28 protein-coding genes are annotated in these 24,760 nt (G+C 41.1%); 11 read left to right on the top strand and 17 right to left on the bottom strand.

What is annotated here, in order from left to right; genetic code table 11:
* Positions 1-260 precede the first annotated feature (260 nt).
* Together ACMUMJ_RS09115 and ACMUMJ_RS09110 are read right to left on the bottom strand one after the other, a co-directional pair.
* A complete protein-coding gene (locus tag ACMUMJ_RS09115; protein WP_414678519.1) occupies positions 261-389 on the bottom strand; it encodes a hypothetical protein in 129 nt (42 codons plus the stop codon).
* Between the two features lie 186 nt (positions 390-575).
* A complete protein-coding gene (locus ACMUMJ_RS09110; RefSeq protein ID WP_414678518.1) occupies positions 576-1,412 on the bottom strand; it encodes a BrxR family transcriptional regulator in 837 nt (278 codons plus the stop codon).
* 317 nt (positions 1,413-1,729) lie between these two features.
* Here ACMUMJ_RS09110 and phhA point away from each other — a divergent pair, with 317 nt between their 5' ends.
* Entirely contained in the window at positions 1,730-2,524 is a 795-nt protein-coding gene (gene phhA / locus ACMUMJ_RS09105; RefSeq protein ID WP_414678517.1) for a phenylalanine 4-monooxygenase, read from the top strand.
* An 83-nt stretch (positions 2,525-2,607) separates the two neighbouring features.
* Positions 2,608-2,880 (top strand): 4a-hydroxytetrahydrobiopterin dehydratase, encoded by a 273-nt coding sequence (locus tag ACMUMJ_RS09100; RefSeq protein WP_414678516.1) that lies wholly within the window; start codon positions 2,608-2,610, stop codon positions 2,878-2,880.
* A gap of 48 nt (positions 2,881-2,928) precedes the next feature.
* Here ACMUMJ_RS09100 and relB read toward each other — a convergent pair whose 3' ends face one another.
* The 4 genes from relB to ACMUMJ_RS09080 all read right to left on the bottom strand — a co-directional run bounded on the left by relB (position 2,929) and on the right by ACMUMJ_RS09080 (position 7,152).
* Positions 2,929-3,261 (bottom strand): type II toxin-antitoxin system RelB family anti-toxin, encoded by a 333-nt coding sequence (relB, locus tag ACMUMJ_RS09095; RefSeq protein ID WP_414678515.1) that lies wholly within the window; start codon positions 3,259-3,261, stop codon positions 2,929-2,931.
* A gap of 138 nt (positions 3,262-3,399) precedes the next feature.
* The gene (locus ACMUMJ_RS09090) at positions 3,400-3,624 is read right to left on the bottom strand and encodes a type II toxin-antitoxin system RelE/ParE family toxin (protein WP_414678514.1); all 225 of its coding nucleotides are present in this window, start codon (positions 3,622-3,624) and stop codon (positions 3,400-3,402) included.
* Between the two features lie 267 nt (positions 3,625-3,891).
* On the bottom strand, positions 3,892-5,940 hold the full coding sequence (rep, locus tag ACMUMJ_RS09085) for a DNA helicase Rep (RefSeq protein WP_414678513.1): 2,049 nt from the start codon (positions 5,938-5,940) through the stop codon (positions 3,892-3,894).
* 153 nt (positions 5,941-6,093) lie between these two features.
* Positions 6,094-7,152, bottom strand: coding sequence for a bifunctional transcriptional activator/DNA repair enzyme AdaA (locus tag ACMUMJ_RS09080; protein ID WP_414678512.1), 1,059 nt, complete (start codon positions 7,150-7,152; stop codon positions 6,094-6,096).
* Between the two features lie 235 nt (positions 7,153-7,387).
* Between ACMUMJ_RS09080 and ACMUMJ_RS09075 the strand changes: the two genes are divergently transcribed.
* From ACMUMJ_RS09075 to ACMUMJ_RS09065, 3 genes are read left to right on the top strand one after another with little or no spacing between them, the layout of a single operon-like run.
* Complete coding sequence (locus ACMUMJ_RS09075) at positions 7,388-8,236, top strand: arylamine N-acetyltransferase family protein (RefSeq protein WP_414678511.1); 849 nt, start codon at positions 7,388-7,390, stop codon at positions 8,234-8,236.
* A gap of 15 nt (positions 8,237-8,251) precedes the next feature.
* Entirely contained in the window at positions 8,252-9,229 is a 978-nt protein-coding gene (locus ACMUMJ_RS09070; protein ID WP_414678510.1) for a DMT family transporter, read from the top strand.
* Positions 9,230-9,262: 33 nt separating this feature from the next.
* Positions 9,263-9,850 (top strand): Crp/Fnr family transcriptional regulator, encoded by a 588-nt coding sequence (locus tag ACMUMJ_RS09065; RefSeq protein ID WP_414678509.1) that lies wholly within the window; start codon positions 9,263-9,265, stop codon positions 9,848-9,850.
* 162 nt (positions 9,851-10,012) lie between these two features.
* On the opposite strand, the gene ACMUMJ_RS09060 is transcribed toward ACMUMJ_RS09065, so the two are convergent.
* The 6 genes from ACMUMJ_RS09060 to ACMUMJ_RS09035 form a co-directional block, all read right to left on the bottom strand.
* Positions 10,013-11,179, bottom strand: a complete 1,167-nt coding sequence (locus ACMUMJ_RS09060; protein WP_414678508.1) for a glutathionylspermidine synthase family protein — start codon at positions 11,177-11,179, stop codon at positions 10,013-10,015.
* Entirely contained in the window at positions 11,180-11,788 is a 609-nt protein-coding gene (locus ACMUMJ_RS09055; protein WP_414678507.1) for a DUF1190 domain-containing protein, read from the bottom strand.
* Positions 11,789-11,798: 10 nt separating this feature from the next.
* Positions 11,799-12,212, bottom strand: a complete 414-nt coding sequence (locus tag ACMUMJ_RS09050; protein WP_414678506.1) for a DUF350 domain-containing protein — start codon at positions 12,210-12,212, stop codon at positions 11,799-11,801.
* A gap of 94 nt (positions 12,213-12,306) precedes the next feature.
* Positions 12,307-12,954, bottom strand: coding sequence for a YjfK family protein (locus tag ACMUMJ_RS09045; protein ID WP_414678505.1), 648 nt, complete (start codon positions 12,952-12,954; stop codon positions 12,307-12,309).
* A gap of 206 nt (positions 12,955-13,160) precedes the next feature.
* On the bottom strand, positions 13,161-13,856 hold the full coding sequence (locus ACMUMJ_RS09040) for a PspA/IM30 family protein (protein WP_414678504.1): 696 nt from the start codon (positions 13,854-13,856) through the stop codon (positions 13,161-13,163).
* Positions 13,853-14,257, bottom strand: a complete 405-nt coding sequence (locus ACMUMJ_RS09035; protein WP_414678503.1) for a DUF2170 family protein — start codon at positions 14,255-14,257, stop codon at positions 13,853-13,855. Before ACMUMJ_RS09035 ends, ACMUMJ_RS09040 begins: the two co-directional genes overlap by 4 nt.
* A gap of 194 nt (positions 14,258-14,451) precedes the next feature.
* Here ACMUMJ_RS09035 and ACMUMJ_RS09030 point away from each other — a divergent pair, with 194 nt between their 5' ends.
* Both ACMUMJ_RS09030 and ACMUMJ_RS09025 read left to right on the top strand, forming a co-directional pair.
* Positions 14,452-14,730 carry a DUF6471 domain-containing protein gene (locus ACMUMJ_RS09030; RefSeq protein ID WP_414678502.1) on the top strand — a complete coding sequence of 93 codons (279 nt, stop codon included), beginning with the start codon at positions 14,452-14,454 and terminating at the stop codon, positions 14,728-14,730.
* Positions 14,723-15,277: a rhomboid family intramembrane serine protease gene (locus ACMUMJ_RS09025; protein ID WP_414678501.1), complete on the top strand. Its 555-nt coding sequence runs from the start codon at positions 14,723-14,725 to the stop codon at positions 15,275-15,277. Before ACMUMJ_RS09030 ends, ACMUMJ_RS09025 begins: the two co-directional genes overlap by 8 nt.
* Positions 15,278-15,316: 39 nt before the next feature.
* On the opposite strand, the gene ACMUMJ_RS09020 is transcribed toward ACMUMJ_RS09025, so the two are convergent.
* Positions 15,317-15,670: a PLP-dependent transferase gene (locus tag ACMUMJ_RS09020; protein WP_414678500.1), complete on the bottom strand. Its 354-nt coding sequence runs from the start codon at positions 15,668-15,670 to the stop codon at positions 15,317-15,319.
* 344 nt (positions 15,671-16,014) lie between these two features.
* A complete protein-coding gene (locus tag ACMUMJ_RS09015) occupies positions 16,015-16,323 on the bottom strand; it encodes a putative quinol monooxygenase (RefSeq protein WP_414678499.1) in 309 nt (102 codons plus the stop codon).
* Between the two features lie 343 nt (positions 16,324-16,666).
* Between ACMUMJ_RS09015 and ACMUMJ_RS09010 the strand changes: the two genes are divergently transcribed.
* Positions 16,667-17,593, top strand: a complete 927-nt coding sequence (locus ACMUMJ_RS09010) for an AEC family transporter (RefSeq protein WP_414678498.1) — start codon at positions 16,667-16,669, stop codon at positions 17,591-17,593.
* Between the two features lie 37 nt (positions 17,594-17,630).
* Here the strand turns inward: ACMUMJ_RS09010 and ACMUMJ_RS09005 are convergent, their stop codons facing one another.
* On the bottom strand, positions 17,631-19,142 hold the full coding sequence (locus ACMUMJ_RS09005) for a YifB family Mg chelatase-like AAA ATPase (protein ID WP_414678497.1): 1,512 nt from the start codon (positions 19,140-19,142) through the stop codon (positions 17,631-17,633).
* A gap of 125 nt (positions 19,143-19,267) precedes the next feature.
* Between ACMUMJ_RS09005 and ACMUMJ_RS09000 the strand changes: the two genes are divergently transcribed.
* Entirely contained in the window at positions 19,268-19,483 is a 216-nt protein-coding gene (locus ACMUMJ_RS09000) for a TIGR02450 family Trp-rich protein (RefSeq protein ID WP_414678496.1), read from the top strand.
* A 17-nt stretch (positions 19,484-19,500) separates the two neighbouring features.
* On the opposite strand, the gene ACMUMJ_RS08995 is transcribed toward ACMUMJ_RS09000, so the two are convergent.
* Together ACMUMJ_RS08995 and ACMUMJ_RS08990 are read right to left on the bottom strand one after the other, a co-directional pair.
* The gene (locus tag ACMUMJ_RS08995; RefSeq protein WP_414678495.1) at positions 19,501-22,335 is read right to left on the bottom strand and encodes a M16 family metallopeptidase; all 2,835 of its coding nucleotides are present in this window, start codon (positions 22,333-22,335) and stop codon (positions 19,501-19,503) included.
* A 93-nt stretch (positions 22,336-22,428) separates the two neighbouring features.
* Entirely contained in the window at positions 22,429-22,665 is a 237-nt protein-coding gene (locus ACMUMJ_RS08990; protein ID WP_414678494.1) for an accessory factor UbiK family protein, read from the bottom strand.
* A gap of 342 nt (positions 22,666-23,007) precedes the next feature.
* Here ACMUMJ_RS08990 and glnK point away from each other — a divergent pair, with 342 nt between their 5' ends.
* Both glnK and amtB read left to right on the top strand, forming a co-directional pair.
* A complete protein-coding gene (gene glnK, locus ACMUMJ_RS08985) occupies positions 23,008-23,346 on the top strand; it encodes a P-II family nitrogen regulator (RefSeq protein ID WP_414678493.1) in 339 nt (112 codons plus the stop codon).
* Between the two features lie 39 nt (positions 23,347-23,385).
* Positions 23,386-24,651: an ammonium transporter AmtB gene (gene amtB, locus ACMUMJ_RS08980; RefSeq protein ID WP_414678492.1), complete on the top strand. Its 1,266-nt coding sequence runs from the start codon at positions 23,386-23,388 to the stop codon at positions 24,649-24,651.
* Positions 24,652-24,760 lie beyond the last annotated feature (109 nt).

Here is a 24,760-nt window from a genome sequence, read left to right as displayed (position 1 = left end):
AATTTTTTTTCCTATACTATTTGACAAGAAATTTTCTTTAATATAACATTCAAAATCTACTGAATAAGTAGCTTAGAAATATACAATTTGTTAGTTAACGGCCGTACAGGCCGCTTCAAGCTCTGCATACAGCAGAGCTTTTTTAATTATGGTGAATTCGCCATAATTAAAATTGGAGTTGTGTATTCGTCTTTTGTGACGGAGATCTCCTCACCTAAAATATGAATTATTGTATTTTTCTTACTCATCGTTAGTCTCCTTTACTGTCCCTGTCCTTTGATCACTCTATCTTGCAACGCAATGCTCTTCACGGTATCAAACATAAAATACATATTGGCACGCTTGGAGTGCAGTATGGCTTTCATATCCGATGACGAAAAATTATCCATTGCGTTCCTTTCCTTCCTATCCTTGACGCTGTAAATGGGTGTATGCCTTACACTTTAAGTGTCTTTGCTTTGCCCCTCAATACTGTAAGTTCACACATGTAAAGTTACTGTACAGGTCTTAGATTTTTTTGATGTCGTTTGTGACTTTAAATTTGGCTTTTAGTTTTTTCATTAAACCTATAGACGTTAGCTGGGCAAGTATTCCTTTATGTTTTTATGACAGTCTTGCGTTAGGACAATTTGTTGCTCTTCTGGGCTGTTTTTGTCACTGTCTATTCGCAGTCGGCGTAATAGATAATTCACCAGAGCGGCACGGGTAGGAATGCATTTTTGCCCACCTTTCATTTGAAAATCTTGTTCTATAATGCGCTTTTGTTGTGGCGTAAATCGGGGATCGGCTTCGATTACAACGTCTACAACCGTGTTCCAAAGTGTGTCTTTTTCTTGGCAGTTTGTGGCTTTTCCTTCAAAACTGGCATCACCGTTGAAGCGTGATAGCGTGAAATCTCGATAGCTTTGGTTTTTATTGCAGTAGGCTCGGGTATGCCAGCGTAGGCCGTCGAAAATCAGTGAGTGTGGTTGAATGATACGGTCTAAATAGTCGGGACTGGTGAGGGAAATGTAACCAATGTCGATGGCGAGTTTTTCCCGTATGGCTCGTAGAATGGGTCGTACCTGTAACGGGTTGATATTCCGCAGTGGTGCTTCGACTTCGTGGATAAACGACGAGTTTCGGTCTATTTGAACAGGAATATCTGCCGCGATAATGGCCAAATATTGTTCAAATGAATGTGGATACAGGCCATTAATAAAATCATCATCAAACGCTTTTGTTGCGAGAAATGCTCTACTCGATGCATCATAATTCAGGTAATCAGGAAAGTGCTTTCTGTACTTTTGCAAAACGGTTCTGGCCGCTTGTCGGGTCAGTTGGAACTTTTCCATGATGTGGGTGGCGTTTATCTGCCCTTCCCACCCCACAATATTCTTAATAAAAACAAAACGTTTGCTGGTGTCTTTCATTGTTTTTTCTCTTTTTCATCCTGCGGTGTTATTTCTACTTTGTTTTGGGCCTATCTACAAGTGTCAATAGCAAGCCGAGCTTACTGCAGAGCGGCCTTGACGACGGTAACCTGAGTATCCAAACTAGGGCTCTCTCATTAGGCTCACCTGTCCACTTTTCTATACAGTTTTAAGCAATTCCACCGTTATCTGACACTCTACTCAGTTCACCTTTTTGAAACATCCGTAATATAGTTAAAAGAAGCGCTGTGAAGACAATACTGATTTTTTCAATTCAAATAATAAATACGGCATAACGGATTAAGGAGTGTATCAAAATGAAAGGTCATACTTATGTTTCAAGACCTGTTGACGATAATGGATACGTTCAGTGGTCTGATGAAGAGAATAAAACTTGGTCTGTCTTGGTGGAAAGACAGAGTAACGTTATTAAAGGCAAAGCCTGTGATGCGTTTTATGAGGGGTTGGCCTTGCTGAATTTCCCAACCGATCGTATTCCTCAAATTCCAGATATTAATCGCATTCTTAATTCCATTACCGGATGGGGTGTTGAACCTGTTCCTGCCATTATTCAGCCAAAAGAGTTCTTTACTTTATTGGCGAATAAACGCTTTCCGGCAGCAACCTTTATTCGGGTCCCTGAAGAGATTGATTACATCCAAGAACCTGATATTTTCCATGAAGTTTATGGTCATACGCCTTTATTAACCAATCAAAGCTACGCGGATTTTATGGAGAAGTTCGGCACCCTTGCTCTGCAAGCCGATCCGAAAGACCGTGCGCGTTTGTTCCGTTTGTTTTGGTTTACCATTGAGTTTGGTTTGTTGACTACCCCTGATGGGTTGCGTGCTTATGGTGGCGGTATTTTATCGTCGATTGGAGAAACTCAGTTTTGCGTTTCAGGAGAGCCCGTCGTACAGCCTTTTGATGTGTTGACGGTTTTGCGCACGCCTTATCGCATTGACATTATTCAACCACTCTACTTTGCGATTAACGACTTTAGTGATCTGTTCTCCATTTTAGAGCAGGATATTTTGGGGCTTTTAGAAAGGTCTAAAACGTTGGGCAACAACGAACCGCTTTATCCACCAGCAGATAAAAAAGCCTCTTAGCCAGATTAAATACGACTACACTAACAGGCTGTCGATTCACGAATAACCTTGAACACATTCAGTAGATAAATAGGATATGACATATGACTGATTTGCAAAAAAACTCAGCACAACTTAGCAAAAGCTGGGACATTGTTGATGGTAAAAAGTTAAGTAAAACATTTGAATTTAAAGGCTTTTTAAAAACCATGTCGTTTGTGAACGCCGTCGCGTGGGAAGCTAACCGCGTTATGCACCACCCTGATATGGAGGTGAGTTTTAACCGTTGTATTATTCATATTACCACCCACGATGAGGGCAATATTTTGACCGAGAAAGACATCGAACTCGCTCAGAGAATTGACGGTTTGTTTTGAACTCCCCATCTACAAATTTGGAAATTCTTGTTTTTAAGATGACGGACGTTACAACTTAATGGATGAAAACTGTGACATTTCAACGTCTTGACCATCGGGGAATTTTGCGTGAATTTCTAGTTTCCCTCCAAGCGCTTCAATGTATTGATTTAATGTACTAACCAGTGCATCTGGACGATTTTCAATTTGTGAAATGTTCGGTTGCGCGATGTTCATTCGCTCAGCCAGCATAGATTGATTTGTTCTTCTTGTTTTTCTTACCTCGGCCAATGACATTTCGGCAACAATACCAACGGCTTTTGCTCTAGCAGCGGCTTGCACCTCTGGCTTAATTTTTTTCCTTAATTCATTAATCGACTTCGCCATCACTTTCGCTCCCATGTTTATTTCTTTAAACCATGACTTTTTAAATAGTTCAAAAACTCTTTTTCAGCTAGTGCAATGTACCTTTGATAAAAGGCTTTATCTTGCTTTCCGTCTTTACGGCCGCCACATAGTAAAATTGCCGCTCTTGCAGGATCAAAAGCATAAAAAAATTCTGTAGGGTTTACCTACGTGCTGAACCCTTAACTCTTTAAGGCTTTTTACCTTGGTGGTACCTTTTAATGTGTCTGCATAAGGGCGAGATAAATAAAGGCCTTTTATTTCAAGCACATCAATCATCGCCAGCACGTCTTCTTGTTCTGCATCTGACAAATTAAGAAACCAACGTTCATATTTATCCGTTACGAGTATTTCCCACATAGTAAGAGACCTTTTCACGAAGTCACGAACAGCGGTAAGACGAGGCAAAAACAGACGAAAAAGCGGAGTTTATGAGTTATAAATGCGCATATTTGAGTCTGTTTTTAACAAAGTATTAACAAGCGTAGTAGTCATGCAAAGGTCTCAGTAAATGACTCATGACTTGGCTAATCAGTTTAATCAATCCGCTTTATCCAATAAGGTCGCCTAGAATAAAATCACCTAAAATAAGTGATGCTAACGGAATACCAAGTTTTCCTTACAGCGTTAAGAATTCAACATGGCTTTTAATGCAGACAGCGAGGCTTTGCCTTGCTCTTTTTTTACTTCAGCAGATTCGTCTCCTCGGCCTTCCCATTGCAAGTCTTCTTGAGGCAGTTCGTCCAAGAATCGACTTGGTAGGCAGTCAATTTCTTGGCCGTATTGGCGACGCTTGGAGGCAAGTGTAATGCATAAAGTGCGTTTAGCACGGGTGATGCCGACATAAGCTAAACGGCGTTCTTCTTCAATGTCGTCATTTTCTATGCTGTTTCTGTGGGGCAGTAGCTCTTCTTCACAGCCGAGTAAGAAAACGTGTGGGTATTCCAATCCTTTTGAGGCATGCAAGGTTAATAGTTGCACCTTGTCTTCGTCTTCTTCGTCTTCCTGACGTTCTAGCATATCAATTAATAGCAGCTTGCTGATGGCTTGATCTAGCTCGGCATTCGGGTCTTCTTCCCATGCACTCTCCATCATTCTCTGAATGGATTCCAGTAAGAAGCGTACGTTTTCAATGCGTCGATCCGCTGCGGTTGGCGTACTGGCTTGCTCTTGTAGCCAGCCATAGTAATCAATATCGTGAATCATTTGCTCGATAACAGGCACAGGGGAGGCGCCTTTTAATCGCTCTCTTAGATTACGTAGCCATTTTTCAAAATTTTGTAAGCTACGCAGAGATTTCCCCGTTACACGCTCTTCTAATTCGGCTAATCCACTGGCTTCAAACAGGCTTAAATTGTGCTCGGTAGCGAGATTACCGACTTTTTCTAAAGTAGCGGGGCCAATGTCTCGGCGGGGTAAATTGATGATTCTTAAAAACGCATTGTCGTCGTCGGTATTTACTAATAAACGCAAATAACTCATCAAGTCTTTGATTTCAGCCCGAGCAAAAAACGAGATGCCACCATTAATTTTGTAAGGAATACGGTATGCTTGAAGCTTAACTTCCAACAGCCGAGCTTGGTGATTACCACGATACAGCACGGCAAAGTCTTTATAAGGAATGTCATACCTAAGGTGTCGAGCTTGTATTTCTGCGGCAACCCGTTCCGATTCCGCTTCTTCGTTACGAGTTAGCATGACTCGAATGGGATCACCCACCCCTAAATCACTCCAAAGAGCTTTTTCATACACATGAGGATTATTAGCGATTAGAGTATTGGCAGCTTTTAAAATGGTTTTTGTTGAGCGGTAGTTTTGCTCCAGTTTCACCAATTTTAGGTTGGGATAATCTCGTTGGAGTTGCTCTAGATTTTCAGGTCGCGCACCACGCCATGCATAGATGGATTGGTCGTCGTCCCCTACTAGAGTGAAGTTCTTTCGATAGCCAGCCAAAATACGAATCAATTCATATTGACTGGTGTTGGTGTCTTGGCATTCGTCCACCAAAAGGTAACGTACTTTCTTTTGCCATTTTTCTTTTAACGCTTCATGCTCTTGCAGTAATTGCACAGGCATCAGAATCAAGTCATCAAAATCCACCGCATTGTAGGCTTTTAAATAACGTTGATATTGATTGTACACTTGTGCCGCTAGCAACAACTCTTCTGTATCCGCATTGGTAATGGCCTGATTGGGAGCCGTCATGTCATTTTTCCATGCCGAAATGGTGTACTGACAATAGGCGGCTTCGTCAGTTTGTTGGTTAAACTCTTTATCTAGAATGTCTTTTACCAGTGACAGAGAATCTTGAGAATCAAACAGAGTAAAGCCCGGTTTTAACCCCGCTTTGTGGTATTCCTGTCTGAGAATGTTCAATCCTAACGTATGAAATGTCGAGATCTGCAATCCTCGGCTTTCCGCTTTAGTTAACATGCTTTGCACACGTTCTTTCATTTCCCGTGCAGCTTTATTGGTAAAGGTCACTGCCACAATAGAATTGGCTTTAAAGTGGCACACCTGTATGAGGTAGGCAATTTTGGTGGTAATTACACTGGTTTTACCACTGCCAGCACCAGCTAATACCAACAACGGCCCTTCAATGCGTTTTACCGCATCCAATTGGCGCTCGTTTAAGGTTTTTAATCGTTGTTGAATAGCAGGAGGAATGGCGTTCATACGAGTCTCAAGAAGTAGGCGTGCAAAAGTAAGGTCCAACAATAAACAGACAATCAGAAAAGGATTCTACACGACTTAAGAGGAAATTTGAGCAGTAAAATAAAGTAAGGCGCCAAAGGAGACTGTAACTCATTTATGTCGTCGCTTGCGGTGCTATTTTTCTAATCGTTTTTTTTCATGCTCTAACAACCAACGCTTGCGCTCTAAACCACCAGCGTACCCAGTTAATGATCCGTCTTTACCTATCACTCGATGACACGGAATAACAATGGCAATGCGGTTGTTACCATTGGCTGATGCAACGGCTCTAACGGCTTTAGGGCGCTCGATAATTTCTGCTTGTTGTTGATAAGAGCGTGTTTCTCCGTATGGAATGCCTTGCAAACATTGCCACACTTCATTTTGAAAATCCGTACCTGGCGTAATCAGAGGCAAGGTAAATTCTGTACGCGTTCCGTCAAAGTATTCAGATACTTCTTTTTTTGCCTGTTTTACAAAATCATTATCGCCAGTAACAATCGTGGCATTCAGGCGCTTCTGTATGTCTTTAAACTCGGCCTCTAGATTTTTTCGATCCCCAAATTCAAGTAAACACACACCGTCGTCGGTAGCACACACAAACATAGGCCCTAATGGTGTTGTAAAGCGGCTGATTAAAATAACGTTATTATTCATACTGTTTGTTGGTGACTTTCCTATGAGTTTTTTATAAGTATAACCAAAGCCGCTTAATGAATCATAACCTGTATCAAAAGCCGTATCGGTGGTTTTTTTACCGTCTTTCAATTCTTTAAAGGCATTGTTAATACGATACATGCGTTGGTACGCTTGGAACGTCATACCGTAATGCTTGTTAAACCAACGCCTGACCAATTCTGGGCCTATTCCTGCTTCACGCAATTGACAATCAGACACTTTTTCTTTCGGATTATCTCTCACCATTTTCATGGCATGTAAAACCGACTCTGGCGCTTCGTTGGCGTTCTCTGTTGGTTTACAAACTTTACATGGTCGATAGCCCGCTTCCAATGCTTCTTTAAATTGAGTATAAAACTCCACATTTTCAAACTTCGGTTTTCTGGCTCGACAAGTCGCAATACAAAACACCGATGTGGTTTTCACGCCTACATAGAAAATCCCCACATGATCTGACTCACGATTTACCAGTGCATGGTAATAGGATTCGATGGTTTTTTTGTCTGTGACTAACATTCTGTAAATACCAGTGTAAAGATTACTTAATGGTACTCGCTTTGCTAACACTCTCAACCGAAAAATGGACGAGTATTTTTTATACTCTGATGTTTTTAACCTTACAACGTTGCAAAATTCATTGTCTTAATTAACCTAGGTTAATTCTTTCCCTTGGCATCTCCTCTATTCTTTCTCTCATTGACGCTTTAATCCTTTAAAGCCTTCCATATAACGACCAATAGGAATGAACACAATGGTTTTATCTAACAGCTTACAAAATTACTTAACGGATTTAGAGCTTAGTTTTCCAGTAGAGCGCTCTCTAAGCTTTGTGGCCGCATTGCAAAACAAGCACATCGCAAAATACAGCTTTAACAGCTTGGCAGTGGTATTGGGCGAAGAGATGCCGTTAGAGGTTGATGCGCTGAGTCACAAAATTGTCACTCGTGGTTTAGGCGGTTATTGCTTTGAACATAATAAGCTAACCTTTGAATTACTCCGCGAATTAGGATACGAAGTGGAGTTAAAGTTGGCCCGTGTTCTTTATAATCAAAAAAAGCAAGCTCCTAGAACCCACAGAGTAACCTTACTGAAACACCAAGCAAGCACCTATTTGGTTGATACTGGATTTGGTGCGTATGGGCCAAATGCACCTCTGTTACTGGAAGTAGATAAAGAACAAGCGATTGGCTCTGAAACCTATAGAATCATTTCTTTGTCCTCTGAAAAACAGTTAGATACCACAGAGTACGATGTGCAAATTTTGAAAGATGGGGCCTTCTTTACTCTTTACCGCTTTGATTTAGCAGACTATTCCGATGCCGATTGCCAATTAGCGCACTTCTTTTCTCATAAATCCCCTAATGCAGGCTTTGTAAACAATTTAGTCATTAGCTCAAAAAGCGATGAAATTATTATCGCATTGAGAAACCATACTTTTATGACTCGTATTAATGGAGAAGAAGAAACCGTATTGGTAACAACACCTGAAGCGTTACACAGCAGGCTTACAGTGGATTTTGGACTTAATATCGACTCGGCTATCACAAGTCATTTATTTGAGCGTTTTCTAGCTCCCAAACTGATCGAGCCAGCTAAATAATACAAGGTATCTACTATGGGTGCACTTACCACACTGTTTATTTGGGCTTGGCTAATGGCGTCTTCGTTTGTGGTTTCTGGCCATATGATCGCCTACGCTAGCCCCATCGCTACCTCGGCATTTCGCTTTATTTTAGCCTTGTCGATTATCTTTTTGTTACTAGCATGGCAATGGAAACGAGCGGGGTTGAGCGTATCAGACGAATTATCTAAATTACTTCTTTCACGCCAACAAGCAATACGTTACACCTTGATTAGCGGTTCATTGATAGGATTCTTTATTGGTCTGTTTACAGCTTTACAATACACAACACCACTCAATACGTCTGTACTTTACACCTTAATTCCATTGATGGGCGTAGTGATTTCACGTATTTGGTTAAAGGAAGCCCTTAACTTATCTAAAGCATGTGGATTTCTTATTGGGTCACTCGGGGCTTGCGTGGTGTTGTTTAGCACTCAAGGTTCACCCTCTAATCATATATTGCATGACATGATCCACTTTGCCTGGAACAAAGGCGACCTTATTTTTTTAGTTGCTTGTGTTTTGCTTGCCCTGCACGTTGTTTCAGTACAAAAGTGGGGGAAATCTCTGCCTCCGCTACCAGGGGCGTTTATGGTTATGCTGTTTGGGGCTCTTTGGTTAATTCCCATTGCTTTGTTTTGGGGAGATGTAGACAAGGTTCAATGGCGCTCTAGCGGCTTTTGGATCAATGCCCTGTATTTAACGGTATTCACAACCCTGTTTACTTTTGTATTGCAACAACGCTTGGTTATCACAGTTGGAGCGAGTCGTTTAATGGCTTTTTCCTATACTACCCCTGTTTGGGTTGCCTGTTATACTGCGTTTTCTCACGCCCAATTAAACGACTTACTCGGTCTTGGATTTTTAACAGGGTTACTCTTGTTGTGGTTGGCGTTTTTATTAATCGAAGGAAAACGGTTTGGCAGTCGTATCAGCATTCAAAAAACACACAACAGCCGTCATTTATAAGACCGTATAGGCAATGTAAAAAAGGAACAAACAATGGACAGACAGCAGTTGAAAGACAGTTTTCAAACGTATTTTGATAGCATGGGGTATCACATTCATTGGGAAAAGCTCACTCAATCAATGGACATACACCCCATTCAAAAAGGAAATTACCTCTTTCAGCAAGGTGAAACAGCCGGACGTTTGTTCTTTTTACACACTGGACAGGTGCGATATGTCAGCCTTTCTGAATCGGGCAAGGAGTTTACTCAAACCTTTGCCAAAGGCCCAAGAATAATAGGCTCCACCAGAGCCATGGTGACACAATCCCCTGTACTCTTCGGTATTCAAGCCATCCAAGACTGTATGATTATTTCGTATAATTGGGCGGATTTTTTTGCAGAAATGCGTCATGACAACGGCTTTTTAGAATGCTACTGCCACTTTCTTGAAAACATATTCATCATAAAAGAAGAACGAGAAAGTTCGTTTGTAAAAGACTCTGCTGAAAAGCGCTACCTTGATTTTTGTGTGGACTTTCCCGAACTAAAAGACCAAATCCCCCAACAGCAAATCGCCTCTTACCTTGGTATTACCCCCGTCGCATTGAGCCGTATTAGACAAAGATTGAAACGAGGGTAATTGAATTGGCGTCATCTCATCGGCGATAATGGGATTATCTAAGCCAATATCATCTTTAAAGTGATAGCTGATTCATGTTGTTCTTTTACGATCTCCATACAGTCATGCCCTCTTCTATGTACCAAACCCTATCGTCCATTCAAATAAGAGGAAAGTTCATCATTAGACAAGAATGTGTGGTAAAAATCGACTCATGTCTTGGGTAATGGGATTTTTATCTTCACGTATTGAGATACCAGCGGATTGATCGTCTATTAACCAACTGCCTACTAATGTATAGCTGTCGCCAAATTTGGGTAACATGTGTGTTGCTTGGTAAATAAACCCTTCCTCACCGTAGGGGCCAGATGAGGCTTCAACGCCTTTTTCATCTCCGATAAAGGAAATGTTTGAGCCTTCACGGGAGAATATCGGTTTTTTTACAAGGGACTCAATGCCTGTTGCAAAGTGCAGCTCGTCTTCAAAAAACGAGGGCAGTAAATTGGGGTGGTTAGGAAACATTTTCCAGAGCATAGGTAGCAGTGCTTTATTAGATAGAATACTTTTCCACGGTGGCTCTATCCAACGGATATTATTGTGTCCAAGCTGCTCAGAGAATTCTTCTTGGAACATAAACTCCCATGGATACAACTTAAACATAAAGCGAATGATTTGATCTTTTGTATCGGTAAAATTACCTTGCGCATCACGACCAATGTCTTCTACGTAAACAAACTCTGTCGTGATATTGGCTTCTTTTGCGCAATCTGCCAAATACTGTACGGTTCCACGATCTTCCGGTGTGCCTTTGCAACAAGCAAAATGCAGTACTCGATCAGGCGTTAAGAAGCGAATGTCTTTAAAACGATTGACCAGCTTTTCTTGTAGAATATTAAACTGGTCTGAGCGAGATAACAGAACACCGCTGTCTACATTTTCTTGCAGCCAAAGCCATTGCCAGAACCCCGTTTCATAGACACTGGTTGGCGTGTCAGCATTGTTTTCATACAGCTTTGCGTGCCCCTTGCCTGAATAGGCAAAATCCAATCGAGAGTACAAGCTTGGATCGCCATTAATCCAAGACTGACGGATAAAATCCCACTGAGGTTCAGGCAAACAAAAACGACGCATTAAAGCATCGTCGTTTATCACTTTATCCACCACAGACAAACACATTCGATGGATTTCTTCTGTCGGCGCTTCAATATCTCGTTCAACCTGCTCTAAAGAAAATTGATAATACGCACTTTCGTCCCAGTACTTTTCACCGTACATGGTGTGAAATTCAAAACCGAATTCCTCCGCTCTTTTTTGCCAATTCGGTCGCTCTGCAATAGGAATACGGAACATCTAGCCACCCCAACTTGATTTTTTACCACCGCCCCAACTTGATTTAGCAGAAGCAACCGAACCGAACCCCCCACGAGATACAGTCCGTGTTGCTGTTGGTTTAGGCTTGAGATTAGACGAATCTACTTTATAAGAGCGTTGCCCTACATTACCTAAAACACGGCCATCTGCCATCATTATACGGTCTTTAGAAAATGAACTGCTTTTAGGGTAACGGTAAACGGGGTTATAGCTACGGTTTCTACCGCTGTCCAATAAATTACTGACTAAAAAACCCGCCATAAACGGTGTAAAAAAGCTGCCTTGGCTGGATCGATTGCATTGATCGTAACCAAATTCCGCTTCACAAGCCGCTTGGGAGTTGTATTTCGGACCTGTACGTTCTGCTTCAATCAATGCCTGTTGATACGCTACTTCACATTGGTCTTGCGTCAATGTGGTGCTTGCTTGACAATCGTCTACTGAAGAGACAATCTGAACCTCTTCTGTTGAATCACTACAGGCAGCCAATGTTACGGAGGCAACCGCTAGAGTAAGTGGACGCATTAATGGGAAAGAAGGTTTTACCTTCCTCATACTATCAAGATTTATGTATTTACTTCTTTTCACAGTATGCTCCTTAGTAAGCCATGCAAGCTGCGTTAAGTATGCCGACGGAAACACTGGTTGCAGCTAACATGATGCCGGCGCTGACTTCGTTAGCAATAATACGAGAAACAATTTTTGGCATAAAAATAAAACGCACAACAAAGAAAGCCAATGATTGGGCAATAAGAGCAATGACACCCCAAATAGCAAAATCCAATAAAGAAACCGAATTACTTGCCGCCCCACCTAATGCAATAGAAAAACCAATAATCGCACCACCAAAACCAATGGCTGCCGCTGTGTTTTTATCTTCTTTTATTAATTTCCATTCGTCTTGAGGCGTTAATAGGCTATATACCACTTTAAACACGATGACAAAAAGCAGTGATAAACCAAAATACAGGCTGAAGTTAGCGATACTGAAGAGAAGGTCTTGCTGATCCATAGGGAATCCTTATTTAGTCGAGAGATTTATGAAGAACTGTTATTAATATAAAAAACGCCTGTTTTTATTGCTTACATTCAAGCTAAAACAAACACTAGCCATGAATCGTCAATTGCGCTGGTGTTAGTGTAATGCCAGTGCTCAAAACAAAACAACGACTTAAACCACTTTCGCCTTCGCTTTCTTCCGCAGAAAGAAACAAAGACTCCGTGCGTTCATCCGCAATTTCACGTTCAAACAACATAGTAAACTGGTCTGTCGTCGACGTATCACCTTCGTCATCGTACGTTGTTTCTTGAATATAAACTGGGTTGTGGTAGTCACTTGCCGATGTCCACACTCGGCGGTACACCAATGTTTCTAATTCATAAGTAGACGTACCGATTTTTTTATTCAATAAATTATCCCATACAAACTGATTAGGAACGTCTTGAGTATCATAAAAATGGAATAATTTCACATCGACAACATTTTCATCGGCTTTTCCACCTTCGGAAATTACCTGCAAGAAAGCATCATCGTCGGTGTAGAAACGAAACATCCAGGTGCCATCTAATTCAGCAATGCCTACCGCTTTAATAATATAGGTTGAAGCCGCGCCTTTGATAATCAGCTGATCTTCAATCATCCGCATTAATAGTGAATCAATCTCAAAACTTCCACCCAACCTCAACCCCATAATAGACGGTGCTGAGGCTTTAAGGTCTTGTGGCTTTTTTTTATTAAAAAATGAAGAAAACATTCTATCCCTACCCTTGGTTCTTACTTCTTAGTGATACTAAAAGGTTCTAGTCTACTCGTCATCTGGCTTATTTGCTGTGTTAACCACAAATATTTTTTGCGCGGTTCGCCACAAGGACGTATTGATGCCTATAAACGCAAAAATGGCCGCTTTATTAGAGCCGCCATTTAAATGCACCTTGAGTCAATTAACACAAGATGACACTCTTACTGTGCTTTTTTCGCTGCCAAGATTTGCGCCAGTTTATCACTGCCACTTTTTTGAGCGCCAGATTTAATCCCAGCCGCCTTTAACTTAGCATCAAGATCAGAGCCATTTTCTTCATTTGCCAGCTCTTCTGCAACTTCTAGCTCAGCACTACGCTGTTGTTGCTTTTCTTTAATTCGATCAAGACTACTAAGCGCCGTCTTTACCTTGCTGTTTGCGCCCATGTGGCGAGTCGAAACCGCAACTTGTGCTTTTTGAACAGACTCAGTTGCCTTCACTTGTTCAATTTGCTGTTCCATACGACGAACGTTGTTTTTTGCTTTAGCAATGTTCGCTTTAAGAGATTTTTCAGACCCTAAGAAACTGTCTAGAATACTTTGCTCAGTTTCCAAAGTAATTTCCAATTCACCTACTTTATCAGCGCATTCAAGAGCCAAGGCATCATCGCCTTTTTCACTTGCTGCAATAGCATGATTTGTATAGGTTTCAATATCTGCATTTAAAGAATCGACTTTACCTTGAGCCAGTTTACGCTTTGCCATAATACGCGTTAGACTTTCGTCACAGGCTTGTAGCTCTTGTTTCGCTTCGCGCATTTCTTGATCCAAAATGCGAATTGCTTGGGTATCTGCAACGGCTTCTACACCTTCATTTGCCGCACCACGAAGTGCTGTCCATAATTTTTTTAAGCTCATACTGCCATCTCCACATTTAAATAATCACTGTATAGATCAAGAAACTCAGGTACATTATCAAAAAGAGTTTCAATTTCTTCTATTACAACACTTTCTTTGCTATCAACAGACAACGCGCCGAAAGCAACATAGTATTCTTCATCACCAATCTTGTTAATCCCAATGGTGGTTAATGGTACAAGTTGATGACTGCGAAGAATCAACTCATTTAATGCGTTTTTGTCTTTAGCGCTCGCTGCTGAAAACAGAGCTGTTTCAACGATGATTTGTTGACTGCCTGCATACACAAAGACGTCAACACCTTCATCATTTGAGATATTTAGGCATTCACCTTCTGACTCTACAACCCAATTAGACTGAGCTTCAATCAGCGTTAATAAAGTATCTTTGTTCCAAGACATAGTGTTTTCCTTATTTAAAATAACATATGAGCGTGTAACATAAGTCACGAATATAGCACTATAAGCAACTATGTCAAACATAATTTATATACGTTGCCATATATAATATGGATAGGTACTATGAGCAATACCTTTTAAATGAATACTATTTCAATCAAATTCGCATCAAATAGTAACATCGTATGGACGGAAAAATGAACCAAGATCAGAGCATAAAAAATCGACAATCCCTCTCTCCTTATAAATTGGCTATTACTCGCTATATTAGATCATCTCTGGCCTTAAAGGGTTTAAAATACGATGATTTAAGCGAAGCACTTAACGAAAGAGGCATCTCAATGACACCTGAAAACTTACGCAGTAAAACACATAAAGGCATGTTTTCGGCGGATCTTTTTACAGCCATTATTGAAGTACTAGAGTTAGAAGAAGATGCCTTACGTGAAATATTAAAGCAGACTCATAATGTTTAAGCGCTTTGTTCCGACAGAAATACTTTGGTTTGTTGCCATTATATGGGGAGTCTTTTTAATCGATGCCATACTCATTGGCATTAATTTGAACTACTTTGGTATTCGCCCAAGGCACATCAGTGGTTTGCACGGCATCTTATTGTCGCCTTTTTTGCATGGTGGCCTTTATCACCTAATGTCCAACTCCATTGCCATCTTGATATTAGGAAGCTTATTAAAAACCTCCATTGGTCCAAAGAAGTTACGCCTAGTCATGCTATTAGGGGCTATTGGATCAGGCATAGGCGTCTGGTTATTTGCTGCGAATGGTTTGGTTGTCGGGGCCTCTGGAATGGTATTTGCCTTCCTTGGTTATCTTTTTGCCGATGCCTTATTCAATCCGAGCCTGCGAAGTTGGTTATTCGCCATCCTTTCCTTTATTACATACGGCGGCGCACTGTTCTCGTTAGTCAACTTCTTACCTTACATTTCTTGGTCAGCGCACTTTTGGGGGTTCGTCACGGGCATTCTCCTGTCTTATACTCTTGGTAGAAAACGCCCGCAATGAACTTTCTCTTCATCAACTAATGGTCAACGAGAAAATACATTAAGCCACTTGCTGTTGTGGCTTATTGGTTTCTTTTCGATACGACACTGAATGATTCACCGTTTCAACCTTCTCTAAGGATTGCGGCAAATCATCAATTAAACCCCCTGAGTTTTCCAGACCTGCAGAAATCCGAATCAAGCCGTCATTGATACCTGCACCTAAACGCTCTTCTTGTAAGTAAGGAGAATGCATCATCGTAATAGAATATTGAATCAAGGGCTCAGAGTCACCTAGGCTTACCGCAATTGAAAACAATGTCAGTCGATTGATAAACTCTGCATCTCTAAACAAGTCCGTGTTTAATTCAAAAGCAATCATTGATATTGATGAGGTGGGTAATATTTTAGCCATCCACCATGCAACGAAACATCTCCTATCCAGCGTTCCCGAAAAATAGAAAGACAACCTATTAACCGTTTTATTGATCAAGATTTTAAAACGCTGCTCACCGCTCAAGTCACCAGTTGCAGTCTACTATTTCATCAACAATCCCACCCTGCCGAAATACACCCTGTTGTTTCCAATGGAATAGTCAGTGTATGTGCAAGCAAAACTTTTGTGTTTCTTACAAGACTTCACTTTTCGTCGTGTGGGAGTCAATCGAGACATAAACGCTTCCATGAAGACCTGTATTATCGATTACATGTGCTTAACCTGACCTTACGCTGAAAAATCGACAGTATGATGCTCATTTACTAACAAGGCACTTTATTCAAACCACTACATTCTTGATAACGGATGCTGTAATGCCTTTCAACGCCTGTTGTAACACGGCCCCATTTAGAGTTTTTTACCCTCTCTTGATGATTATCGAAATCCGCTTGACTAACAAACTCCTCATAAACATTAAACTGATTTGGTTTTTCCAAATCAGGTAAAACCTCGAATTTTAAACAACCAACTTCTGCTTTTGTTAATTGTATGTGAGTCGCTAATTCCGCTTTAATTCTGTCTAGCTCAGAATTAGGTACAACAATATGCCCTTCCAAAATGACCTTTGCCATAGAACGCACTCCTATTAATGAAATCCTGAACCGACACATTAACTCTAATTCGACTAAGTAACAAAGTGTAATTACAGAGTATCACTTCAAGCTTTCATTTTCCTCTCCCATTCATTCTCAGAAAGCATGAGAAATATTACTCACTCCCTTGCTCATTAAGCGTCCTTGTAAGCAACCATTGTGTGAGCAAGCCACCTTTTATCAATTCATACCTTATTCACAAGAACCTAATATGCCATTCAAAATAAAACATAATCCAAATCAATAAATTTATTAATGAATTCCTTTTATAATACCTTTAGCATTCGGCCATCATTACTCCAAATTAATTTAAAGAGCTAATATGTTAGAGATTTTAATCAAAACCACACCGTTGTTCGCTCTGATAGCTATTGGGTATTTTTGCAAAAAAACGGCTGTTTTTAGCTCAAAAAATCTCAAGCATCTTACTCAGTTTGTCATGTACCTTTCTTTGCCCGCCGTGCTCTTAGGCAAACTATCAACAACCGATTTTGACACTTTAATTAATGTTCCATTTTTAGCCGCGTATACACTGGCACTTTTGGGTGTCATGTTTCTATCTGGCTTTATCGGTTATGTGATATTTGATCGAAATAAAAAAAACAGCATTATGACTGGGCTCGGTGGTGTTTACGGCAACATTGGCTTCCTTGCTATTCCCGTTTTAAGCTCTACTATCGGTGAATGGGTTGCCATTCCTTTAGCCATGATGCTGACATTAGATCTATTGATATTGCTCCCTGTTGCAACCTTTTTATTGCAACTTAATAACACATCAAACGACCTTCAGCTTACGCCAATTAAGGCATTAAAACGCTCTCTACTGAACCCTCTTATTTTATCCATCGCATTGGGTCTGCTGTTATCTGTTGGGGAAATTAACGTACCTAACAACCTGATTATTAGCCTGCAATGGCTAGGGAGTGCGGCTGGCCCATGCGCGATGTTTATCGTTGGCACCGCCCTATTTGGTCGAAAAATCAGTCAGAACCCTATACCAGCATTGTATATGTCCACCATCAAACTGTTGATTATGCCTTTGGTGGTTTATGTGCTTATGACGTTAATGCAAGTGCATCCCACATGGATTATAGCGGCAACATTAGGTGCCTCCATGCCATGTGCCGCCGTATTAGGAGTAATTGCGGAAGAACACAAAGCCAATCCTCATCAAGCTTCAAGTGCAGTGCTATTAACTACGGTATGCTCGATGGCAACATTGCCTTTTTTAATTCATTTATTAAGTTAGCCGACACTTGAGCCTAGATTAAATGGGGCAATAGAATTTACCCTACCAGCTTGGCTAGCTTTTGTTCCATTTTACGATACCCTAACGATTCCATTAAGTGATGGCGGGCAACTCTGTCTTCCTTTGATAAGTCCGCCAAGGTCAGTGCCACTTTCAATACCCGATGATAAGCCCTAGCTGAGAGTTTCAACTTCTCTAACGCGTGCTGCATAAAACGTTTATCATCTTCCGATAAATCACAAATTGCTTCTAATTGACGACCTGAAAGTTGGGCGTTTTGACAACCTTGTCTCGATCTCTGGCGCAAAACGGCGTCTTCGACTCGTATCTTCACATGAGCGCTCGGCTCTCCTTGCTCTTGAGCATTAACGAGAATATCCGAAGGCAAAGGAGGCACTTCTACATGCAGATCTATACGGTCTAAAAATGGAGCCGATAGCTTACTTAAATACTTTTTTGTAGCTTGAGATTGGTAATAATCTTCTTCGACAGAATAAGCCTCGTTACTGGCGTTCATGGCCGCAACCAATAAAAAACGAGCAGGGTAGGTCATTTGACTGCGTGCTCTTGAAAGGTGAATTTCACCATTTTCTAACGGCTCTCGTAATACCTCGAGAACTTTACGATCAAATTCAGGCAATTCGTCAAGAAACAAAACGCCACAATGGGCCAACGAAATTTCACCTGGCTTGGGAATCGACCCACCGCCTACCAGTGCCGCGGCCGAGCTACTGTGATGAGGAGACCTAAATGGTCGTTGCTTCCAGAACCAATCCGATCCCATTTTTCTTCCTGAAATTGACTGAACAGAAGCAACCGCTAAAGACTCCTCTTCCGTCATGGATGGCATGATACTTGGTAATCGAGACGCCAGCATGGTCTTCCCCGTTCCCGGAGGTCCAATAAATAACAGATTGTGCCCACCTGCTGCTGCCACTTCTAATGCTCGCCGCGCCAGTGGTTGACCTTTTACATCCGCCATATCTTTGTTGTTAATGTTTAGGCCTTCTTCTACGGTGGTCAGACAAGATGACAGTGTTGTTAACCCCAATAAAAAAGCCGTTACTTGAGTCAAATGCTCCGCACATAAATGTTCAGCTTCGACTAACGCAGCTTCACCTTGATTGTCTTTAGGAAGAATCAGTTGCCTCCCCTGTTTAGCACAAGCAACCGCGGAGGGTAATAACCCAGATACAGACCGAATCACGCCCGCCAGTGACAACTCACCGATAAACTCGTATTTATCCAAATCAACATCCCCTAATTGTCCAGAAGCGTACAAAATGCTGATGGCAATCGCTAGATCAAAGCGCCCACCTTCTTTAGGCAAATCCGCAGGCGCAAGATTGATGGTAATTCGTTGGGTTGGGTATTCAAATTGACTATTAATAATCGCACTACGCACCCGGTCTTTCGCTTCACGTACAGCGGCTTCTGGAAGCCCTACAATGTTTAATGCAGGTAACCCACTGGAAATATGGGTTTCAACAGTGACTAACGGGGAGTCGATACCCACACGGGCACGGCAATACAATGTCGCTAAACTCATGATCACTCCTTGATCGAATTGTTGTTTAGATTATTTTTCTAAGGATACAGAATAACTGAACCAAAACCCACACGTCTTCGTATTAAAACTTATACAATTTTGACAATAAGAATGATGAAGATACCATGATAAAAATTAACCCCAAAAAATTGCAACTCAGTAAATGGACAGCGATCAATCCAATCAACAAAGAAAAGCATTTTATTGTGGTTAAATTAATAGAGAATGACGAAGGGTTCATCACTCACTGTGTTTTAGAATCTGTTTTTAGTAAACGTCAGCTTACACTTGAATGGCAAGTTTTCAAGCAAGAAGATAAGTGGGAGATGGGCTGGAAATAATAACCAGCCCATTGTCTCTAAGGATTCAGAATAAAAGTCGTGTCAATACTGTTCTCAGATAAGAATGCAGACATAAGCTCTTGAGTGGATTCAGCATCTTTTTCATCAATAAAGTCATTCACAGAAAAAATCGTATCAATTGAAACCTTATGGAAATCCACTCCAGCTAACAACGTAGAGAGTGTTTTACCTTCTTGAATCTTTTCTTCATGTGCTTTTCGCTCTTTGGAGAGAAAAGTGTCTAATTCTGATTGAGTCGGTACTTCAAGCGCCACTTCCTCTAAAACCTTTCCAACCGCCTGAATAACGGATTTTACTTTGACTGGATCGGCAGCAAAGTCCACTCTCAGCACATAAGATTTTGCAACGGGATGATTGCCATCAAGATTGGCTTGAATAGAGTAAACCAAGCCCTGATCTTCTCGAATACTATCAAACAGTCTTTTGTTAACTCGATCTTTTAACCAGAAAATAGCAGGAGCAAAGCTGTCATTAAATACCTCTTTATCAATGGTTTTAATGATGGTTACACCCGTCGATTTATGACCTGAACCCTGACCCTCTACAACGGTTGACTCTGATGCGATTGGATTTGGTCTAGGAGTGGCTCTTTTAGCTTCTGTTTGAGGGATATTCGCCACGTAATCAACCAACAAAGTTTCAAGATAATCTGAGCTAACACCACCGACTATGGTTAATACGTAGTTTTGTGATCCTTGGAAATAGGTTTGATAGATTTTCGACATACTGTCCGCATCGACTTGCAATACTTCTTCTACTGTCATACGACGAAATGCCGGGTCGTTTTGAGTCAAAATGGACTCAGACGCTATTGTAAACTCATTAGCAGGGTTGCTTTGCATCTGTTCTAACTGATCCACATTCAACTGTTGAATATGGGTGAACACTTTAGGATCAACATTCACTTCAGTGACCGCTATGTGCATTAACCGTAAAAGCACATCCAAATCTTCAATCGAAGATTCCATTTCCAGTTCACGAGAATTAAAAGTAAAGTGCACTTTTAACCCGACACCTTCATTAGATAGCCATTCGTTTAACTCTGGCCCTGTCATATCTCTTAGACCGCTGGCTCCCATTACAGAGGTGGCTAAACGGGCAGCCAATACGTGTTGCTCCGGCATTTCATCTAATCCGCCTAGCCCCACAAGGTTCATAAAGACATTACTCTCACTGGAATTCGTTTCGTAAAATCGAACCAGCATACCATTGCTTAACTGGTACTCCATCACCCCACTGGACAAGGTTTTTTTATTTAAGATACGACCCGCGTCTTTTACAAGTGGCCACTCTTGCTCATCAAGCAAAGCAACATTTGGAACAATATGATCGGTGTTATGATCAAAGTAATTGACTAACGTGTTCTTTGTCGGTGCTGGCTGACCCGCTTTATGAGCCAATGTGGTGTAAAAAGGCAACTGAAAAAAGGTAGAGGCTATGCTCTGGAGGTCTGTTAAACTGGTTTCTGCCCGAGCGGTTTCCATTAATTTAATATAATCACTTTTACTCAACATTAATTCGTTATTCAATACATGTCGGGATGCAATGAATGAAAGGTAGTGCGGCGAATCAAACCGTTCCTTAATTTTCGTTGCTTGCTCCTCAGTCCAATGCTGCCATTCTTTTTCTAACAAACCGTATTTAGCCAGCCTAGCCATTTCTTCCGTTAAGATAATCGCAGCTTGAGAAATGCCATCGTAATTTGTGGCCGCTGAAAAGCTTAATACGATACGGCCTAGCTCTTCTGTCGCCAGATAAGCTTTTATGCTTTCCACATTCCCTTGCGTATCCACTAAACGATGCTTGATGCGGTCGTTCAAAATATCTAAAATCGCTGTCAATTTATTGGTCTCCACCTCATCTTCTTCAGTCAGATAAGGAGAAGTTTCAAATGTATGAGAACGTGTTAGAACGTATTTTCCCATGCTTTCATCGGAATAAATAGCGGCACCTTCGTTATCTAAGTTCGGCAGTGCAAAAACATTAGTCGTGCTTTTATTCAATGATTTCCATGGCCCAAATAAGGCGACAACGCTCTCTTTTATCGCGTTATGATTCACATTTCCGGTGACAATTAAGGTAGCGTTATCTGCTCGATAATGCCTTTGATAATAACGATTTAGAGACTCTGCGGTAGCATTATTGATGCTTTCATAAGAGCCAATAGGAAAGCGTTCAGCATAACGGCTGTTTTTAATTTTTGAGTGTATCATTTGCGATGCAACAGACTTTTGATCTGTGTCTTTCAGGCGCCACTCTTCAATAATAACGGGTTTTTCTTTTTCTACTTCGGCTTCATCAAAGTGCGTATTTGTGGCAAAATTCGCGAGTAAATCCAGCGCAATTTGTGTCTTTTCTGGATCGTTTTCTTCAATATATAAATGGTAATCTGTATGGGAAAAATACGTGAAGGCATTAGCATGACGGCCTAACCTAAGACCGAGTTTTTCAAGACTATTATGTACAGGATTGCTCCCATTCGGCGTCGTTTGATTAAACACCATGTGCTCTACAAAATGAGCGTAGCCAAGCTGGTCCTCTTCTTCTTGTAAGCTGCCGCTTTTAATAAGCAGTTTAAAATCGGCATCCTTATCACCATTATTCCATAGGATAACGTTTAACCCATTATCCAGAATAAAGGTTTCAATGTCGCTCTTTGTATAAGGAGTCTTATCAGAGACACCTGACGAATCAGAGCAAGCCATTGTTAAAATACCAACAAAAGCAATGCTGCACCATTTTATTAAAGAGACATGGTTCTTATTTGGATGATTGCGAGAAAAAGCAAGATACAGAGGTAGCCGCAATAACAAACGTGATAATGCATTCACAGTTGAGTCCTTTCGTATGATTAATTTCGTATGATTAATAGCCCTTCATGAGCTTTTAAATTATATCGTCAATTTAAAACAAGAAACAATATTTTATTTTTGCTCCATGTTTTTAACTTTTTCTTCTAGCGCATTCAAACGCTCACGATACTTAACCAACATCGCTGCTTGTATCTCAAATTCTTCACGGGTCACTAAATCCATTTTAGTTAACGTCGTCTTGGCTATTTCCTGTAACTGCAGTTGAATTTCTTCTATTGGAAGTTTGCCAAACTGAGTTGCAGCTTGCTCTAACCCAGGGCCAAACTGTTTAATAAATTGATCTATCATTTTGAATCACCTCAACGTCAATATTTACCTAAATAGTAGCACAAGCTGGATAAGGAATTCTGTTTAATTACATCGATAAAAGCGTTTTTTAATCCTTTTCTACAACTTCAATTTCAAGCACAAACGTAACCGCACCAAAAAAGAACACAACAACACAAACGCTCCCCACGATGCCGCACAAAAAAAGCGCACGTACATTTTTAATTCATATAGAAACAGTAAAAAAACCTCTGAGAAGTCCGTCCCCATTGACTTTTAGCTTATTGGCACACTACTTGAATGCTAGGTTAATAGAAGAATGACAACTACGACTGTAAACAGACTTTTAAGGAGACTGTGAATATGAAGCTTATAACAGCAATCATCAAACCATTTAAATTGGATGATGTAAGAGAAGCGCTATCAGAAATTGGCGTGCAAGGTATAACCGTAACGGAAGTAAAAGGCTTTGGTCGACAAAAAGGACATACCGAATTATACCGTGGAGCTGAATACGTTGTAGATTTCTTACCTAAAGTAAAAATCGAGTTAGCCATTGCTGACGGTATGACTGATCAAGTTGTTGAGGCTATTACCAATTCAGCGAATACCGGAAAAATTGGCGACGGTAAGATCTTTATCGTAAATCTTGAACAAGCCGTTCGTATTCGTACCGGGGAAACAGGTGAAGATGCCGTTTAATACGGTCTCCATTTTTATCAGCCTTTAGGGGGGCTAAACATGCAAGATCAAATATTTCATTTACAATATGCCATGGATACATTCTATTTCTTGGTATGTGGTGCATTAGTTATGTGGATGGCAGCTGGATTTGCCATGTTAGAAGCTGGCTTAGTTCGCGGCAAAAATACCACGGAAATTCTCACTAAAAACGTTGCCTTGTTTGCAATCTCTTGCATCATGTACCTCGTTTGTGGTTATGCCATCATGTATGGCAAAACTTGGTTCTTATCTGGTATTCAAGAAGTGGACGTCAATTCGACTCTAGGTGATTTTTCTGGCCGTGAAGATGGTTTTACAGGTGGATCGATCTACTCTGGCGCATCGGATTTCTTCTTCCAAGTTGTCTTCGTTGCAACCGCTATGTCTATTGTCTCTGGTGCCGTTGCTGAGCGTATGAAACTTTGGTCATTCTTAATTTTTGCAGTGGTTATGACCGCGGTTATTTACCCTCTAGAAGGCTCTTGGACTTGGGGTGGTAACGATGTCTTTGGCATGTACAACCTTGGGGACATGGGATTCTCTGATTTTGCAGGTTCCGGTATTGTACATATGGCAGGTGCTGCTGCAGCGCTTGCGGGTGTATTGCTACTAGGTGCTCGTAAAGGTAAATACGGTCCAAACGGTGAAGTACGTGCCATCCCAGGTGCAAATCTACCTCTTGCAACGCTTGGTACTTTTATCCTTTGGATGGGTTGGTTCGGCTTTAATGGTGGTTCAGTTCTAAAACTGGGTGATATTGCCAATGCAAACTCTGTTGCGATGGTGTTCTTAAATACCAATACTGCAGCGGCAGGGGGGGCTATTGCAGCATTGGCTGTAGGTCGTATCTTATTTGGTAAAGCCGATTTAACCATGCTATTAAATGGTGCGCTTGCAGGCCTTGTTGCAATCACTGCGGAACCATCGACACCAACAGCGCTTGGTGCCACTTTAATCGGTGCAGTAGGTGGTGTTATCGTTGTGTTCTCTATCCTTACATTAGACAAGCTGAAGATCGATGATCCAGTAGGTGCAATCTCTGTACATGGTGTCGTTGGTCTTTGGGGCCTATTAGCCGTACCGTTCACAAAGGATGGCGTAACATTCGGTGGTCAAATTGCCGGTGCATTAACCATTTTTGTATGGGTATTCCTAGCAAGCTTGGTTGTTTGGTCTGCTATCAAAGCAATCATGGGTCTTCGTGTAACGGAAGAAGAAGAGTACGAAGGTGTTGACCTTTCTGAATGTGGTATGGAAGCTTACCCAGAGTTTGGTAAAAAATAATATTTAACAGTCTTACTCTGTTCAGATATGTAAAAGCCCCCTTTCTTTTTTTGAAGACTGGGGGCTTTTTTAGGCACCTATTTTTATAAATTTATTTCTATTTCTCTAT

Source organism: Marinomonas phycocola, assembly GCF_047525455.1.
In the GTDB taxonomy this organism is placed as follows: Bacteria; Pseudomonadota; Gammaproteobacteria; order Pseudomonadales; family Marinomonadaceae; genus Marinomonas.
Note: the sequence above shows the minus strand (reverse complement) of the source record. Positions and strands in the feature narration are given on the sequence as shown.